This window comes from Streptomyces sp. NBC_01012, from assembly GCF_045162755.1.
Taxonomy (GTDB): Bacteria; Actinomycetota; Actinomycetes; order Streptomycetales; family Streptomycetaceae; genus Streptomyces.
On the sequence record NZ_CP108688.1, the window covers coordinates 4234068 to 4249277 of the forward strand.

General features: G+C 70.9%; 15 protein-coding genes. 13 read left to right on the forward strand and 2 right to left on the reverse strand.

Annotation, left to right across the window (positions count from 1 at the left end; translation table 11 throughout):
- Positions 1-5: 5 nt before the first annotated feature.
- Together OG623_RS19135 and OG623_RS19140 are read left to right on the forward strand one after the other, a co-directional pair.
- Positions 6-1214 (forward strand): sensor histidine kinase, encoded by a 1209-nt coding sequence (locus tag OG623_RS19135; protein ID WP_406147943.1) that lies wholly within the window; start codon positions 6-8, stop codon positions 1212-1214.
- Positions 1215-1237: 23 nt separating this feature from the next.
- On the forward strand, positions 1238-1912 hold the full coding sequence (locus tag OG623_RS19140; RefSeq protein ID WP_406147945.1) for a response regulator: 675 nt from the start codon (positions 1238-1240) through the stop codon (positions 1910-1912).
- A 69-nt stretch (positions 1913-1981) separates the two neighbouring features.
- Here the strand turns inward: OG623_RS19140 and OG623_RS19145 are convergent, their stop codons facing one another.
- A complete protein-coding gene (locus OG623_RS19145; RefSeq protein ID WP_406147947.1) occupies positions 1982-3130 on the reverse strand; it encodes a threonine aldolase family protein in 1149 nt (382 codons plus the stop codon).
- A 165-nt stretch (positions 3131-3295) separates the two neighbouring features.
- Between OG623_RS19145 and OG623_RS19150 the strand changes: the two genes are divergently transcribed.
- The 10 genes from OG623_RS19150 to OG623_RS19195 all read left to right on the forward strand — a co-directional run bounded on the left by OG623_RS19150 (position 3296) and on the right by OG623_RS19195 (position 11475).
- Positions 3296-4270: a Rossmann-like and DUF2520 domain-containing protein gene (locus tag OG623_RS19150; RefSeq protein ID WP_406147948.1), complete on the forward strand. Its 975-nt coding sequence runs from the start codon at positions 3296-3298 to the stop codon at positions 4268-4270.
- A complete protein-coding gene (gene panC / locus OG623_RS19155) occupies positions 4267-5280 on the forward strand; it encodes a pantoate--beta-alanine ligase (protein WP_406147949.1) in 1014 nt (337 codons plus the stop codon). Before OG623_RS19150 ends, panC begins: the two co-directional genes overlap by 4 nt.
- Complete coding sequence (locus OG623_RS19160; protein ID WP_406147951.1) at positions 5277-7058, forward strand: L-aspartate oxidase; 1782 nt, start codon at positions 5277-5279, stop codon at positions 7056-7058. Before panC ends, OG623_RS19160 begins: the two co-directional genes overlap by 4 nt.
- Positions 7059-7060: 2 nt before the next feature.
- Complete coding sequence (gene nadC / locus OG623_RS19165; protein ID WP_406147952.1) at positions 7061-8104, forward strand: carboxylating nicotinate-nucleotide diphosphorylase; 1044 nt, start codon at positions 7061-7063, stop codon at positions 8102-8104.
- The gene (locus OG623_RS19170; protein ID WP_406147954.1) at positions 8104-8901 is read left to right on the forward strand and encodes a type III pantothenate kinase; all 798 of its coding nucleotides are present in this window, start codon (positions 8104-8106) and stop codon (positions 8899-8901) included. Before nadC ends, OG623_RS19170 begins: the two co-directional genes overlap by 1 nt.
- Before the next feature lie 140 nt (positions 8902-9041).
- On the forward strand, positions 9042-9638 hold the full coding sequence (locus OG623_RS19175; RefSeq protein ID WP_406151910.1) for a hypothetical protein: 597 nt from the start codon (positions 9042-9044) through the stop codon (positions 9636-9638).
- A 63-nt stretch (positions 9639-9701) separates the two neighbouring features.
- Complete coding sequence (locus tag OG623_RS19180; protein ID WP_406147955.1) at positions 9702-9881, forward strand: hypothetical protein; 180 nt, start codon at positions 9702-9704, stop codon at positions 9879-9881.
- A gap of 100 nt (positions 9882-9981) precedes the next feature.
- Positions 9982-10416 carry a BlaI/MecI/CopY family transcriptional regulator gene (locus tag OG623_RS19185; protein WP_406147956.1) on the forward strand — a complete coding sequence of 145 codons (435 nt, stop codon included), beginning with the start codon at positions 9982-9984 and terminating at the stop codon, positions 10414-10416.
- 9 nt (positions 10417-10425) lie between these two features.
- A complete protein-coding gene (locus OG623_RS19190) occupies positions 10426-10995 on the forward strand; it encodes an amino-acid N-acetyltransferase (protein ID WP_406147958.1) in 570 nt (189 codons plus the stop codon).
- A 144-nt stretch (positions 10996-11139) separates the two neighbouring features.
- Complete coding sequence (locus OG623_RS19195; protein WP_406147959.1) at positions 11140-11475, forward strand: Lsr2 family protein; 336 nt, start codon at positions 11140-11142, stop codon at positions 11473-11475.
- On the opposite strand, the gene OG623_RS19200 is transcribed toward OG623_RS19195, so the two are convergent.
- The gene (locus tag OG623_RS19200) at positions 11454-12038 is read right to left on the reverse strand and encodes an SCO3374 family protein (RefSeq protein ID WP_406147960.1); all 585 of its coding nucleotides are present in this window, start codon (positions 12036-12038) and stop codon (positions 11454-11456) included. The two genes, OG623_RS19195 and OG623_RS19200, sit on opposite strands and share 22 nt — an antisense overlap.
- A 440-nt stretch (positions 12039-12478) precedes the next feature.
- Here OG623_RS19200 and OG623_RS19205 point away from each other — a divergent pair, with 440 nt between their 5' ends.
- Positions 12479-15004: an ATP-dependent Clp protease ATP-binding subunit gene (locus OG623_RS19205; protein ID WP_406147961.1), complete on the forward strand. Its 2526-nt coding sequence runs from the start codon at positions 12479-12481 to the stop codon at positions 15002-15004.
- Positions 15005-15210: the final 206 nt, after the last annotated feature.

Consider the following 15210-nt stretch of genomic DNA (forward strand, 5'->3'; position numbering starts at 1 on the left):
GTAATGTGCAGCGCTTCTACGATTTCATCCGCAGACACCCGACGGGCGTCGACATCCTCTGGGCTGTCCTCCTCCTCGGGTTCTCCGGCGTGTCCATCGTGGCCGGCCAGGTCGGCAGCGGGCGGGAGCGCGTCGCCGCGGTCCCGATCGCCGTCGGTCTGGCCGTCGTGGTCGCCCTGCGCCGGCGCCTGCCGGAGAAGATGCTGCTGCTCGCGATCCTGATGGGGCTCGCCCAGCTGCTGCTGGGAGTGCGGCCCGACGCGGCCGACTTCGCCATGCTGGTGATCACGTACACCGTGGCCACGGTGGGGGAGCGCTGGGCGTCCCGGCTCGCCCTCGGGTGCAGTCTGTGCGCGGCGGGGCTCTCGCGGCTGCGCTGGTCCGACGACGCGCCGAGGGGCGGCTGGGGCGAGGCTGTCTTCTACGTCGTCGTGATGACCGTGCCCTTCGTGCTGGCCTGGGTCCTCGGCGACTCCATACGCACCCGCCGGGCCTATTTCAGTCAGCTGGAGGAGCGGGCCGCCCGGCTGGAGCGGGAGCGCGAGGCGCAGTCGAAGGTCGCCGTCGCCGCCGAGCGGGCCCGTATCGCCCGCGAACTGCACGACGTCGTCGCGCACAACGTCTCGGTGATGGTCGTTCAGGCCGACGGTGCCGCATATGTCATGGACTCGTCCCCCGATCAGGCCCGGCAGGCGCTGGAGACCATCTCGGGCACCGGCCGCCAGGCGCTCGCCGAGATGCGGCGGCTGCTCGGGGTGCTCAGGACCGGAGATTCCGAGGAGAGCGGGGAGTACGTCCCCCAGCCCGACGTCGGGCAGATCGAGGAGCTCGTCGGCAAGGTCAGGGAGACCGGCCTCGCGGTGGACTTCAGGATCGAGGGCACTCCGCGCCCGCTCCCGAGCGGGGTCGAGCTGACCGCGTACCGCATCGTCCAGGAGGCCCTCACCAACACCCGCAAGCACGGCGGCCCCGACGCCGGTGCGAGCGTGAGGCTGGTCTACTTCGACGACGGGCTCGGCCTGCTCGTCGAGGACGACGGCCGCGGTGCCCCGCACGAACTCTACGAGGACGGCGGCGCCGACGGCGCCGGACACGGGATGATCGGGATGCGGGAGCGGGTCGGCATGGTCGGCGGCACGCTGGACGCCGGACCGCGCCAGGGCGGCGGCTTCCGGATCAGCGCGCTGCTCCCCCTCAAGTCGGCCAGTCAGTGAACGAAGGAAGGACAGGACACCGCATGGCGATCCGAGTGATGCTCGTCGACGACCAGGTGCTGCTGCGCACCGGCTTCCGGATGGTGCTCGCCGCCCAGCCGGACATGGATGTCGTCGCGGAGGCGGGCGACGGCGCCGAGGCGATCGAGATCCTTCGCTCCACCGCCGTCGACGTCGTGCTGATGGACGTACGCATGCCACGGCTGGACGGCGTCGAGGCGACCCGGCGCATCTGCGCGCAGACCGATCCGCCCAAGGTGCTGATCCTGACCACGTTCGACCTGGACGAGTACGCCTTCTCCGGTCTCAAGGCGGGCGCCGGCGGTTTCATGCTCAAGGACGTGCCGCCGGGCGAACTGCTCTCCGCCATCCGCGCGGTGCACAGCGGCGACGCCGTCGTGGCACCGTCCACGACCCGCAGGCTGCTCGACCGGTTCTCGCCGATGCTGCCGAGCGGCAGGAAGGAGCCGCAGCACCAGCAGGTCGAGAAGCTGACCGGGCGTGAGCGCGAAGTGATGATGCTGGTCGCCCAGGGGCTGTCGAACGGCGAGATCGCGGGCCGGCTGGTGCTGTCCGAAGCGACCGTGAAGACCCATGTGGGCCGCATCCTCACCAAACTGGGCCTACGCGACCGTGTCCAGGTGGTCGTCCTCGCGTACGAGACCGGACTTGTCAGGGCCGGCGGGCAGACAGGCTGACCCGCCCCAGGACGGGGGCCCGGGCCGGACAGGTGCCGCTCACCGCAGGACGCCCTCCGATGTGCACGCTCACCTCTGGAGCCGCGCCACGAATGCCGCCGCCGCGTCCCGTACGTCACCGGCCGTCCACTCCAGGCCCGGCGCCGCGACCGTGACCTCGGTGCACGAGAGTCCGGGCGGCCCCGCCTGAGCCGCGAACCAGCGCCGGAACAGCGTCACCCCCGTCTCCTCCGCCTGCCGCACCGACGCCTCGTCCAGCACATCGGCGGCGTACGGCAGCCAGACCTGGAACTGGTGCGTGTGCGGCGGCTCGGGGTGCACCCGGAACCACGGCACCGCGGACCCGGCGAAGGCCTCTGCCAGAGCGGCGGCGACCACCTTCGCATGCGCCACGTACGACGGGAGCCTCGGCAGCTCCCGCTCCAGGCCCAGCAGGGCCGAGAGCGCGGCCGGGAACTGCTGGAAGACCTGGCCGCCGTACCGGTGGCGCCAGGTCCTCGCCTCCTCGACCAGGGACCCGGAGCCGGCGAGCACCGCTCCGGACAGCCCGTCGAGGGACTTGTAGAACGACACGTACACACTGTCGGCGAGCGCCGCGATCTCCGGCAGGCTCCGGCCGAAGTGCGGTGTGCACTCCCAGAGCCGCGCCCCGTCCAGATGCACCACGGCGTCCCGCTCGCGCGCGGCGGCCACCACGGCCTCCAGCTCCTCCCAGGAGGGCAGGACGAAGCCGGCGTCACGCAGCGGGAGCTCCAGCATCAGCGTGCCGAACGGTTCGGGGAAGTCCCGGATCTCCTCCGCGGTGGCCGGCCGGGGCGCGGTCGTCGGATGCACCGTGCGCAGCCCGCTGACGGAGGTGAGGGCGCCGCGCTCGTGCACCTCCGGGTGGGCGAGGGGGTGCAGTGCCACGGTCCGGTCGCCGGTGCGCCCCGCCCAGCACCGCAGTGCGACCTGCTGGGCCATCGTCCCGGTCGGGAAGAAGGCGGCGTCCTCCATGCCCAGCAGGCCGGCCGTGCGCCGCTCGACCTCGGCGACGACCCCGTCGCCGTACACATCCGTCCAGCCGCTCAGGTCGTGGACCGTGCCGGCGTCGGCGGCCAGCGCCGCCAGCCGCTCGGCCAGCGTGTGGTCCGCCGACGTCCTTGCCAGCACCTTCCCCGACCGCTGCCAGGCGGTCAGCCTGCGGTGCCGCTGCCTCTGTTCCTCGGTGTCTCCCATGGGACGATCATCGCCCCGGGCACTGACACCGCCTATCCGGGATCGTTTACCGCCGAAAGTTATCCACAGGCTGTGGACGGCTGAGGTGTGCGGCGAAACGCTGGCGTAGCATGCAGAGGAATCGTCCGGTACCCCCCGCGGACTGGAACGGAAGGCCATCGCCGCGTGAACGCATCAGTTTCCAAGGAACCCCTCGACGCGAGGGACCGCCCCGCCCGTCTCACGGTCGGCGTCGTCGGCGCGGGACGGGTCGGCCCCGCCCTCGCCGCTTCGCTTCAGCTCGCCGGGCACCGCCCGGTCGCCGTGTCGGGCGTCTCCGACGCATCCGTGCGCAGGGCCGCGGCCCTGCTCCCCGACGTCCCCCTGGTGACCCCGGCCGAGGTCCTGGCGCGCGCCGAGCTCGTGCTGCTGACCGTCCCCGACGACGCGCTGCCCGGCCTGGTCGAAGGCCTCGCCGAGACCGGCGCCGTCCGTCCCGGGCAGCTGCTCGTCCACACCTCTGGGCGGTACGGGACGAAGGTGCTCGACCCCGCGTTGCGGGCCGGCGCCCTCCCGCTCGCCCTGCATCCGGCGATGACCTTCACCGGCAGCCCCGTCGACGTCCAGCGGCTGGCGGGCTGTTCCTTCGGGGTGACCGCGCCCGAGGAGCTCAGGCTGGCCGCGGAGGCGCTGGTCATCGAGATGGGCGGCGAGCCCGAATGGATCGCCGAGGAGTCCAGGCCGCTCTACCACGCGGCACTCGCCCTCGGCGCGAATCACCTGGTCACCCTGGTCGCGCAGTCCATGGACCTGCTCCGCGACGCCGGTGTGGCCGCGCCCGACCGGATGCTCGGACCGCTGCTCGGTGCCGCGCTCGACAACGCCCTGCGCTCCGGCGACGCGGCGCTGACGGGTCCCGTCGCCCGGGGCGACGCGGGCACGGTGTCCGCGCACATCCGCGAGCTGCGCGCGCACGCGCCGCAGACTGTGGCCGGATATCTCGCGATGGCACGCGCCACGGCCGACCGTGCCCTCGACCACGGCCTGCTCAAGCCGGAGTTCGCGGAGGACCTCCTCGGCGTCCTGTCCGACAGCAACGCCGCGCACGGCACGAACGGAACACACGGTCCTGACGAACCCGGACCGGGGGAGAAGCGATGAACACCGCACCCGCCACCCTGCTGCGCTCCGCCGCCGAGCTGGACGCCATCGGCCGGGTACCCGGCGCACGCCGCGCTGTCGTGATGACCATGGGCGCGCTCCACGACGGCCACGCGACCCTGATCCGTGCGGCGCGGGCAGCCGTCGGCCCCGGCGGCCAGGTCGTGGTCACCGTCTTCGTCAATCCGCTCCAGTTCGGCGAGGCCGCTGACCTCGACCGCTACCCCCGCACCCTGGAGGCCGACCTGGCCGTCGCGTCGGGGGCCGGCGCCGACGCGGTCTTCGCCCCCGCCGTCGACGAGGTCTACCCCGGTGGTGAGCCGCAGGTCAGGATCACCGCGGGCCCCATGGGCGAGCGGCTCGAAGGTGCGGCCAGGCCCGGGCACTTCGACGGCATGCTCACCGTCGTCGCCAAGCTCCTACACCTCACCCGGCCGGACGCGGCGTTCTTCGGACAGAAGGACGCCCAGCAGCTGGCGCTGGTCCGCCGTATGGTGCGCGACCTCAATTTCGGCATCGACATCGTCGCCGTGCCGACCGTCCGCGATCCCGACGGCCTCGCGCTCTCCAGCCGTAACCGCTTCCTCTCCGCCGAGGAGCGCAGGACCGCGCTGGCCATCCCCAGGGCCCTGTTCGCCGCCCGTGACCGGTTGGTCGCCCAGCAGACGCTGCACGCCCGTGCCCGGACGGTCCCGGAGCGCGAGGGCCGGGCCGCCGCGCTGAACAAGCTGGGGGAGGCCCGCGCCGCGGCCGACACCCAGGCCGTGGCGCTGGCCAGGCCGACGATCGCACCCGCGGCGGTGCGGGCGGCCGCACAGGCCGTCCTGGACGAGGCGGCCGAGGAAGCGGTGCCCCTCGCCCTGGACTACGTGGCGCTCGTGGACTCCTCGGACTTCACCGAGCTCCCCGACGACCGCGTCAGCGGCGACGCGGTCCTCGCCGTCGCGGCCCGGGTGGGAGCCACCCGCCTGATCGACAACATCCCGCTGACCCTCGGAGCCCTCACATGACCGGAATACGGCTGACCGCCCCCGCCCCCGGCTGGGCCATCGACGCGGACGTCGTCGTGGTCGGCTCCGGCGTGGCCGGTCTCACCACCGCACTGCGCTGCGCCGCCGCGGGCCTGGCGACCGTGGTCGTCACCAAGGCCCGTCTCGACGACGGCTCCACCCGCTGGGCACAGGGCGGCATCGCCGCCGCGCTCGGCGAGGGGGACACCCCCGAGCAGCACCTCGACGACACCCTGGTCGCCGGGGCCGGACTCTGCGACGAGACGGCGGTGCGCACCCTGGTCACCGAGGGCCCCGACGCCGTACGCCGGCTGATCGACACCGGTGCGCACTTCGACACCACCGACACCGGCACCATCGCCCTGACCCGGGAGGGCGGCCACCACCGCCGCCGCATCGCACACGCGGGCGGCGACGCGACGGGCGCCGAGATCTCCCGCGCGCTGGTCGGGGCGGTCCGCTCGGCCGCCCTGCGCACCATCGAGAACGCCCTGGTGCTCGACCTCCTCACGGACGCCGAAGGCCGTACGGAGGGCGTCACCCTGCACGTCATGGGCGAGGGCCAGCACGACGGCGTGGGCGCCGTCCGCGCCCCGGCCGTGGTGCTCGCCACCGGTGGCATGGGACAGGTCTTCTCCGCCACCACCAACCCGCCGGTCTCCACGGGCGACGGGGTGGCGCTCGCGCTGCGGGCGGGTGCCGAGGTCTCCGACCTCGAATTCGTCCAGTTCCACCCGACCGTCCTGTTTCTCGGCGCGGGCTCCGAGGGCCAGCAGCCGCTGGTGTCCGAAGCGGTGCGGGGCGAGGGCGCGCATCTCGTCGACGCCTCCGGCACCCGGTTCATGCTCGGGCAGCACGAGCTGGCCGAGCTGGCGCCCCGTGACATCGTCGCCAAGGCCATCACCCGCCAGATGCTCCTGACGGGCACCGACCACATGTACCTCGACGCCCGCCACTTCGGCGCGGAGATGTGGGAGCAGCGCTTCCCGACGGTCCTGGCCGCCTGCCGTGCGCACGGCATCGACCCCGTCACCCGGCCGATCCCGGTCGCCCCCGCGGCGCACCACGCGTCGGGCGGTGTGCGCACCGACCTCAGGGGCCGTACGACGGTGCCCGGCCTGTACGCCTGCGGCGAGGCCGCCTGCACGGGTGTGCACGGCGCGAACCGGCTGGCGTCCAACTCCCTTCTGGAGGGCCTGGTCTTCGCCGAGCGCATCGCCGAGGAGATCGCCGGAGCGGCGGAGGGGTCGGCGGCTTCCCGTACGGCGCGGACGGCGGACCCCGTGAAGGACCTGGTGACGGCGCCCGCCGGAGCCGAGACCGTCCCGCTGCTCACCGCCGAGTCGCGTACGACGATCCAGCGGATCATGACCAGGGGCGCCGGCGTGATCCGCTCCGCCGACAGCCTCGCGACGGCGGCCGGGGAGCTGGAGGCGCTCCAGCGGGCCGCCGCGGCCGAGGACGACGGCGCCAAGGACGCCGTACCCGGGGTGGAGGCGTGGGAGGCCACCAATCTGCTTCTCGTCTCCCGGGTGCTGGTCGCCGCGGCCCGTGAGCGCGAGGAGACCCGCGGCTGCCACTGGCGCGAGGACCACCCCGACCGCGACGACGCCGCATGGCGCCGCCACCTCGTCGTCCGCGTCACCCCGGACCGCCGGCCCGTCGTCCGCACGACGGACAGTGCCGCGTTCCCGCCCGTACGACCCGGAGACCCGGCAGACTCCCCCCTGTCCGACAGCCTCCGCAACCACCCCGCCGACGCCCCCGAGGAGCCGTGACCGTGAGTACGCCCGAAGAGAATCCGCGCCCCACACCTGTGGACGTACCGCTGATCCACATCGGCGCACCCGCCGAGTCCGGTGGTGGCTGCGGCGACGACTGCGGCTGCGCCGACGGCTACGACCCCGACGGCCTGGAGTGCGGCCTCGACCCCGCCCTGGCCAAGCTCCTGGCGGACGCCGGCCTCGACCCGGTGCAGGTCGAGGACATCGCGCACGTGGCGATCGAGGAGGACCTCGACGGGGGCGAGGACGTCACCACCGTCGCGACCGTCCCCGAGGACGCCGTCGCCACCGGCGACTTCACCGCGCGTGAGGCCGGTGTCGTCGCGGGGCTGCGCGTCGCCGAGGCCGTCCTGTCCATCGTCTGCACCGACGCGTTCGAGGTCGAGCGCCACGTCGAGGACGGCGCCCGCGTCGAGCCCGGCCAGAAGCTGCTCACGGTGACGACCCGCACCCGTGATCTGCTCACCGGCGAGCGCAGCGCGCTCAACCTGCTGTGCCGGCTCTCCGGCATCGCGACGGCGACCCGCGCCTGGGCCGATGTGCTCGAAGGCACGAAGGCGCGGGTCCGTGACACCCGTAAGACCACACCCGGGCTGCGCGCGCTGGAGAAGTACGCCGTGCGCTGCGGCGGCGGGGTCAACCACCGTATGTCGCTCGTGGACGCGGCCCTGGTCAAGGACAACCACGTGATCGCGGCAGGGGGCGTCGCCGAGGCCTTCCAGCGGGTCAGGAAGACGTTCCCGCAGCTCGCCATCGAGGTCGAGGTCGACACCATGGAGCAGGTCGGCGAGGTGCTCGACGCCGGCGCCGACCTGATCCTGCTGGACAACTTCACCCCCGAGGAGACCGCCGCCGCGGTCACCCTTGTCGACGGCCGCGCGGTGCTGGAGTCATCGGGTCGTCTCGCCCTCGACTCCGCCCGTGCCTACGCCGAGGCGGGCGTCGACTATCTGGCTGTCGGCGCGCTCACCCACTCCTCGCCGATCCTCGACATCGGCCTGGACTTCCGTGACGCGGCGACCGGCGGGGCCGACGCCTGATGCTGCTCACCATCGACGTCGGCAACTCCCACACCGTCCTCGGTCTGTTCGACGGCGAGGAGATCGTCGAGCACTGGCGGATCTCCACCGACGCCCGCCGCACGGCCGACGAACTCGCCGTTCTGCTCCAGGGTCTGATGGGCATGCACCCGCTGCTCGGGATGGAGCTCGGCGACGGCATCGAGGGCATCGCGATCTGCTCGACCGTCCCCGCCGTACTGCACGAGCTCCGCGAGGTCACCCGCCGCTACTACGGCGATGTCCCGGCGGTGCTCGTCGAGCCCGGCGTGAAGACCGGTGTCCCGGTCCTCACGGACAACCCGAAGGAGGTCGGCGCGGACCGCATCATCAACGCGGTCGCGGCCGTCGAGCTCTACGGCGGCCCGGCCATCGTGGTGGACCTGGGCACGGCCACCACCTTCGACGCGGTCTCCGCGCGCGGTGAGTACACCGGCGGTGTGATCGCACCGGGCATCGAGATCTCCGTGGAGGCGCTCGGGGTGAAGGGCGCCCAGCTCCGCAAGATCGAGCTGGCGCGGCCCCGCAGCGTCATCGGCAAGAACACCGTCGAGGCCATGCAGTCCGGCATCGTGTACGGCTTCGCCGGGCAGATCGACGGTGTGGTCGCGCGCATGAAGAAGGAGCTGGCGGCCGACCCCGACGAGGTCACCGTCATCGCGACCGGGGGGCTTGCTCCGATGGTGTTGGGGGAGTCCTCCGCCATCGACGAGCACGAGCCCTGGCTGACGCTCGTCGGGCTGCGCCTCGTGTACGAGCGCAACATCGCCCGGATGTAGGGCAGGCCCGTGGTCACCTGCGGGAACGACCCGGCGCCGGGGTGCGCGGCGCCGCGCCGCCGAGCGGTTGGTTAAGCGGATTTTGTCCATTTAGCACGTATTGTCGCTTCATGCCCACGCCCTACGGATCACGCGGCGGCATGGCGTTCAGCGCGGACGAGCTCCGGGTGCTCCGACGTGCTCTCGCCAACGCCCTCCACCCCACGCCCCTGCCGGAAGAGGATGTCCAGGACTGCCTGCGCCTCGCGGGCGCCGTGGACGAGGTGGTGAGCGAGGCAGGCAGGCTGCGCGCCTTCCTTCTCGCCGATCTCGCCCGCTACCGCGACGCCCTCCCCGGCTCGCTCAGTGGCTATCTGGAGCTCCTCCAGGACGCCCTCGCGGCCGGTTACGACCCCCGTCCGGACGATCTCGCGGCCCTGCGCGCCCTGCGTGCGGGGCCGGTCGCCGCAGCCCTGCTGGAGCGCTGCCAGGTGCTCGCCGAGCGTTCGGTGCGGGCGCGCCTCGCGGGCCGCGCGGCGCCCATGACGACGCCCGCGCCGCGCGGCAGGCTGCTCGCCCTCCCTGGCGGCCGGGCGGCGGCCGAGGGTCCCGAGCGGCCCAAGGCCCCGTCGAAGCCCGCACCGTCGTCCCGTCCGGCGGCCCCCGGCGAGCGACCGATGCCGAAGCCGTCCGAGGTCTTCCCGCCCCGTCGCAGGCCGGCGCCCGCTCCGGAGCCCGAGGAGCGCGCGGTGTCCTGAGGCGCGACACGTCCTAGGGGTGCCGGGAGTGGCCGGAATGCCGGGCTCGCTACCCTGGACGGCATGGAATACGTATCCGCGCTCGTTCCCCCCGTGGTGATGGCCGCCTTCTTCGTCGGCCTCGTCGTGACGATCATCAAGAGCCAGGGCGGCCCGAACAAGGCCAAGGAGGACGCCGCCGTGGACGCGGCGCTCGCCCGCGCCGAATCGGCTCAGCAGGCTCCGAGGCCCGAGGGCGTCTGACCCGGACCCGAGCATGAAGGGCGCACGGCTCCTCGGAGCTGTGCGCCCTTTTTCGTTCCGGAATTATCCCATTCCAGACATCTAGCACTAAGGTGACGCTGTGCCTCGCCAATTGGGAGAGCTGGAAGACACCGTGATGACACGGGTCTGGCAATGGAACCGCCCGGTCACCGTGCGGGAAGTTCTCGAGGACCTTCAACAGGAACGGTCCATCGCATACACGACCGTCATGACGGTAATGGACAATCTCCATCAGAAGGGCTGGGTGCGCCGGGAAGTTGATGGCCGGGCATATCGATATACGGCCGTCTCCACCCGCGCCGCATACTCGGCCGCACTGATGAACGAGGCCTGGTCGCAGAGTGACAACCCGGCCGCCGCACTGGTCGCCTTCTTCGGCATGATGTCGGCGGAGCAGCGTGAAGCTCTCCGTGACGCGATGCGCGTCGTCGCGCCCACCTTCCCCGAACCGGCCGAGAGTCGGCCCGATGACGGGACCACGGCCGATGAAGCGCCGCCACGGGGCGGGCGATAGCGTCGGAGGATGTCATCGGAGCAGTCGCAAACCGGATCGCGTACAGAACTTCATACCGACCCGTCGGTAAATAGGCCCGCCATCACCGTCCGCCGAGCCAGGACGAGCGATGTGGCGCCCGTACGCGCACTCCTTGACGGCTACGTCTCCGAAGGCATCCTGCTCGACAAAGCGACGGTCACCCTTTACGAGGACATCCAGGAGTTCTGGGTCGCCGAACGCGACGAGGACGCCCGTGTCATCGGATGCGGCGCACTCCATGTGATGTGGGAAGACCTCGCCGAAGTCCGTACCCTCGCCGTCGATCACAGCATCAAGGGAGCCGGAGTCGGGCACCAGGTCCTGGACAAGCTCTTGCAGACCGCCCGCTGGCTCGGTGTCCGCCGGGTTTTCTGTCTCACGTTCGAAGTCGACTTCTTCGCCGCGCACGGCTTCACCGAGATCGGAGAGACTCCGGTCGACGGAGATGTGTACAGCGAGCTGCTGCGTTCCTATGACGAGGGTGTCGCCGAGTTCCTGGGTCTCGAACGAGTGAAGCCGAACACCTTGGGCAACAGCCGGATGCTTCTGCACCTGTGAACGGCGGAAGGAGCCGGAGCCCTATGTCCGAATCGCGCATGTTTCCCGCGCTCTTGCGCTCCTGAACCTCTCCCAGGGGTTTGTGTTTTCCGGGGAAAAGCGGTTTCCTTTCCGCGTACTACATTTTCGATGAAAGGAAATCCGGTGGCACAGAAGGTTCAGGTCCTTCTTGTTGATGACCTCGACGGTGGCGAGGCGGACGAGACCGTGACGTTCGCTCTGGACGGCAAGACGTTCGAGATCGACCTCACCACGGCCAACGCGGACAAGCTCCGTGGTCTTCTTGAGCCCTACACCAAGAGCGGACGTCGCACCGGCGGCCGCGCGGCGACCGGCCGTGGCAAGGGCCGCGCCGTTTCCGGTGGCAACAAGGACACCGCCGAGATCCGTAGGTGGGCCCGCGAGAACGGCCACAACGTGAATGACCGCGGTCGCGTTCCCGCCGAGATCCGCGAGGCTTACGAGAAGGCGAACGGCTGACCTGTCGGCCGATGGGTCCACAGGCGCGTCCGGGCATGAGCGAGCCTGGCCCGGTGGCATTCCGTCGCCGCCGCGTCCACGAGTCGTACGAGATCGGGAGCGTCCCCGCCCCTGTTCCCGAGGCCGCCGACGGCCGGGAGCGATGTCTCCACCTCCTGGCGCGATCCGGGGGGCCGCAGCCAGACCGCGGTCCCCGGCGAGCCCAGGGCGCCACCCGGCGGCACCGGGGCCGTGATGTGTCCGCCGACCCCGAGTGCGGACAGGTCGAGAGCGATACCGCCCCACTCCAGCCAGTCGAGCAGACCGGGCAGTTCGTCGGCGCTGCCGGCTGCCACCAGCAGCCGCATCCGCTGTCCCCCCAACGCCACGGGGCCGGTGCGCCCGACCCGGCGCAGCGCCGCGTGACCCACCGCGGCGGGCAGCTCCAGGACGTCGAAGCGCAGCCCCGTCAGCAGCCGCACCGGCGATGTGCCGGCCGTGGCCCAGTCGAGTTCGCGGGCGTACCACTGCGCGCGGTCGTCGGATTCGGACGATGCGCGGGGGGACGGGACGAGGGAAGCCATGTCCGATGAACCGGCGAACCGGCCCCCGGGTTACGCATTGTCCGCACCCGACCGCGCTGCGTGTCCGTCATGGGGGCGTGCGGAAGCGTCCGGCGGCGCGAAGTTGTTCGCCCGTAGCGGAGTAAACGGGGGTGCGCCGCATGGACTGTCAGTGGGTGCGGGTAAGACATCCCTAGTGGGAAGGGGCGACACGCGGGCAAAAACGTCTCACGTTCGCCATCGGCGTACTGGCGAAAGGGCTATCTGCCTGGCCTGCGGGAACATCGTCTCGCACCATCGGGTTGGAGGAGTTGTCGGCGTTCGGGGCAGGAGATCCCTCCGGAAGCAGGGCCGGGTGTCGGCAGTTGAAATGAGCGGTCCCCGCTTGCGGGACTAAGCTGCGGAAGGACAGGGAGGGGACCGACCCCTTACTGCCTGACCGCTCTGAGGAGCGATTAACGATGTTCGAGAGGTTCACCGACCGCGCGCGGCGGGTTGTCGTCCTGGCTCAGGAAGAAGCCCGGATGCTCAACCACAACTACATCGGCACCGAGCACATCCTCCTGGGCCTGATCCACGAGGGTGAGGGTGTCGCCGCTAAGGCCCTGGAGAGCCTCGGGATTTCGCTCGAGGCGGTCCGCCAGCAGGTGGAGGAGATCATCGGCCAGGGCCAGCAGGCCCCGTCCGGCCACATCCCCTTCACTCCCCGGGCGAAGAAGGTCCTGGAGCTGTCGCTCCGTGAGGCACTTCAGCTCGGCCACAACTACATCGGCACCGAGCACATCCTGCTCGGCCTGATCCGCGAGGGCGAGGGCGTCGCGGCCCAGGTCCTCGTGAAGCTGGGCGCCGACCTGAACCGGGTGCGGCAGCAGGTCATCCAGCTGCTCTCCGGGTACTCGGGAGGCAAGGAGGCGGCCACCGCGGGCGGCCCCGCGGAGGGCACGCCCTCCACGTCCCTGGTGCTCGACCAGTTCGGCCGGAATCTCACCCAGGCCGCTCGCGAGTCCAAGCTCGACCCGGTCATCGGGCGCGAGAAGGAGATCGAGCGGGTCATGCAGGTGCTGTCCCGCCGTACGAAGAACAACCCGGTTCTCATCGGCGAGCCCGGCGTCGGCAAGACGGCGGTCGTCGAGGGCCTGGCCCAGGCCATCGTCAAGGGCGAGGTGCCCGAGACCCTCAAGGACAAGCACCTCTACACCCTGGACCTCGGCGCCCTGGTGGCGGGCTCCCGCTACCGAGGTGACTTCGAGGAGCGCCTGAAGAAGGTCCTGAAGGAGATCCGCACCCGCGGCGACATCATCCTGTTCATCGACGAGCTCCACACCCTGGTGGGTGCGGGCGCCGCCGAGGGCGCGATCGACGCCGCGAGCATCCTCAAGCCCATGCTGGCGCGAGGCGAGCTCCAGACCATCGGCGCCACGACGCTCGACGAGTACCGCAAGCACCTGGAGAAGGACGCCGCGCTGGAGCGCCGCTTCCAGCCCATCCAGGTCGCGGAGCCGACGCTGCCGCACACCATCGAGATCCTCAAGGGTCTGCGCGACCGTTACGAGGCCCACCACAGGGTCTCCATCACGGACGAGGCGCTGGTCCAGGCCGCCACCCTGGCCGACCGGTACGTCTCCGACCGCTTCCTGCCGGACAAGGCGATCGACCTGATCGACGAGGCCGGATCCCGGATGCGCATCCGCCGGATGACCGCGCCGCCGGACCTCCGCGAGTTCGACGAGAAGATCGCGGGTGTCCGCCGCGACAAGGAGTCGGCCATCGACTCCCAGGACTTCGAGAAGGCGGCCTCCCTCCGCGACAAGGAGAAGCAGCTGCTGGCGGCGAAGGCCAAGCGGGAGAAGGAGTGGAAGGCCGGCGACATGGACGTCGTCGCCGAGGTCGACGGCGAGCTGATCGCCGAGGTCCTGGCAGCCTCCACCGGCATTCCGGTCTTCAAGATGACGGAGGAGGAGTCCTCGCGCCTGCTGCGCATGGAGGATGAGCTCCACAAGCGCGTCATCGGCCAGAAGGACGCCATCAAGGCCCTCTCGCAGGCGATCCGCCGTACGCGAGCGGGTCTGAAGGACCCGAAGCGCCCGGGTGGCTCGTTCATCTTCGCCGGCCCGTCCGGTGTCGGTAAGACCGAGCTCTCCAAGACGCTCGCGGAATTCCTCTTCGGTGACGAGGACGCGCTGATCGCCCTCGACATGTCGGAGTTCAGCGAGAAGCACACGGTTTCCCGTCTCTTCGGTTCGCCCCCCGGTTACGTGGGTTACGAGGAGGGTGGCCAGCTCACCGAGAAGGTGCGCCGCAAGCCGTTCTCCGTCGTCCTCTTCGACGAGGTCGAGAAGGCCCACCCCGATATCTTCAATTCCCTGCTCCAGATTCTGGAGGACGGTCGCCTGACCGACTCCCAGGGCCGGGTCGTGGACTTCAAGAACACGGTCATCATCATGACGACCAACCTCGGGACCAGGGACATCTCGAAGGGCTTCAACCTGGGCTTCGCCGCCCAGGGAGATGTGAAGACGAACTACGAGCGGATGAAGAACAAGGTCAACGAAGAGCTCAAGCAGCACTTCAGGCCCGAGTTCCTCAACCGTGTCGATGACACGGTCGTCTTCCACCAGCTCACCGAGGAAGACATCATCCAGATCGTCGACCTCATGCTCGACAAGGTGGACGAGCGACTGAAGGACCGCGACATGGGCATCGAGCTCAGCGCCGAGGCCAAGTCGCTCCTGGCGAAGAAGGGCTACGACCCCGTGATGGGCGCCCGGCCGCTGCGCCGGACGATCCAGCGCGAGATCGAGGACGTCCTCTCCGAGAAGATCCTCTTCGGCGAGCTGCGTCCCGGTCACATCGTGGTCGTGGGCACCGAGGGCGAAGGGGACGAGAAGACGTTCTCGTTCCGTGGCGAGGAGAAGTCGCCTCTGCCCGACGTCCCGCCGATCGAGCAGGCTGCGGGCGGCGGCCCGAACCTGACGAAGGAGGCGTAGGGCGCGTAGCGTCTGAGCGTCGAAGGGGCTGCCCCGGACCGGTTTCCGGTCCGGGGCAGCCCCTTTCCTCCGTTCGAGGGTGTTGAGCGTCTGCCCCGGACGACGTCGTCGGCGCGGGCGCCGAAGGTCCCGAAACGGGCAGGCTTCCGGCCCACCGGCCGTGACAAGGCGCACAGGCCCTCGGAGGCCTACTAGGCGCACTAGGA

What these genes read in the sequence shown, in the direction of transcription:
- OG623_RS19160 (WP_406147951.1), top strand. Translation starts at nt 5,277, where the DNA reads ATGACCGGAATACGGCTGACCGCCCCCGCCCCCGGCTGGGCCATCGAC.
- OG623_RS19205 (WP_406147961.1), top strand. Translation starts at nt 12,479, where the DNA reads ATGTTCGAGAGGTTCACCGACCGCGCGCGGCGGGTTGTCGTCCTGGCT.
- OG623_RS19145 (WP_406147947.1), bottom strand. Translation starts at nt 3,130, where the DNA reads ATGGGAGACACCGAGGAACAGAGGCAGCGGCACCGCAGGCTGACCGCC.
- OG623_RS19140 (WP_406147945.1), top strand. Translation starts at nt 1,238, where the DNA reads ATGGCGATCCGAGTGATGCTCGTCGACGACCAGGTGCTGCTGCGCACC.
- panC (WP_406147949.1), top strand. Translation starts at nt 4,267, where the DNA reads ATGAACACCGCACCCGCCACCCTGCTGCGCTCCGCCGCCGAGCTGGAC.
- OG623_RS19175 (WP_406151910.1), top strand. Translation starts at nt 9,042, where the DNA reads ATGGCGTTCAGCGCGGACGAGCTCCGGGTGCTCCGACGTGCTCTCGCC.
- OG623_RS19180 (WP_406147955.1), top strand. Translation starts at nt 9,702, where the DNA reads ATGGAATACGTATCCGCGCTCGTTCCCCCCGTGGTGATGGCCGCCTTC.
- OG623_RS19200 (WP_406147960.1), bottom strand. Translation starts at nt 12,038, where the DNA reads ATGGCTTCCCTCGTCCCGTCCCCCCGCGCATCGTCCGAATCCGACGAC.
- OG623_RS19170 (WP_406147954.1), top strand. Translation starts at nt 8,104, where the DNA reads ATGCTGCTCACCATCGACGTCGGCAACTCCCACACCGTCCTCGGTCTG.
- OG623_RS19190 (WP_406147958.1), top strand. Translation starts at nt 10,426, where the DNA reads ATGTCATCGGAGCAGTCGCAAACCGGATCGCGTACAGAACTTCATACC.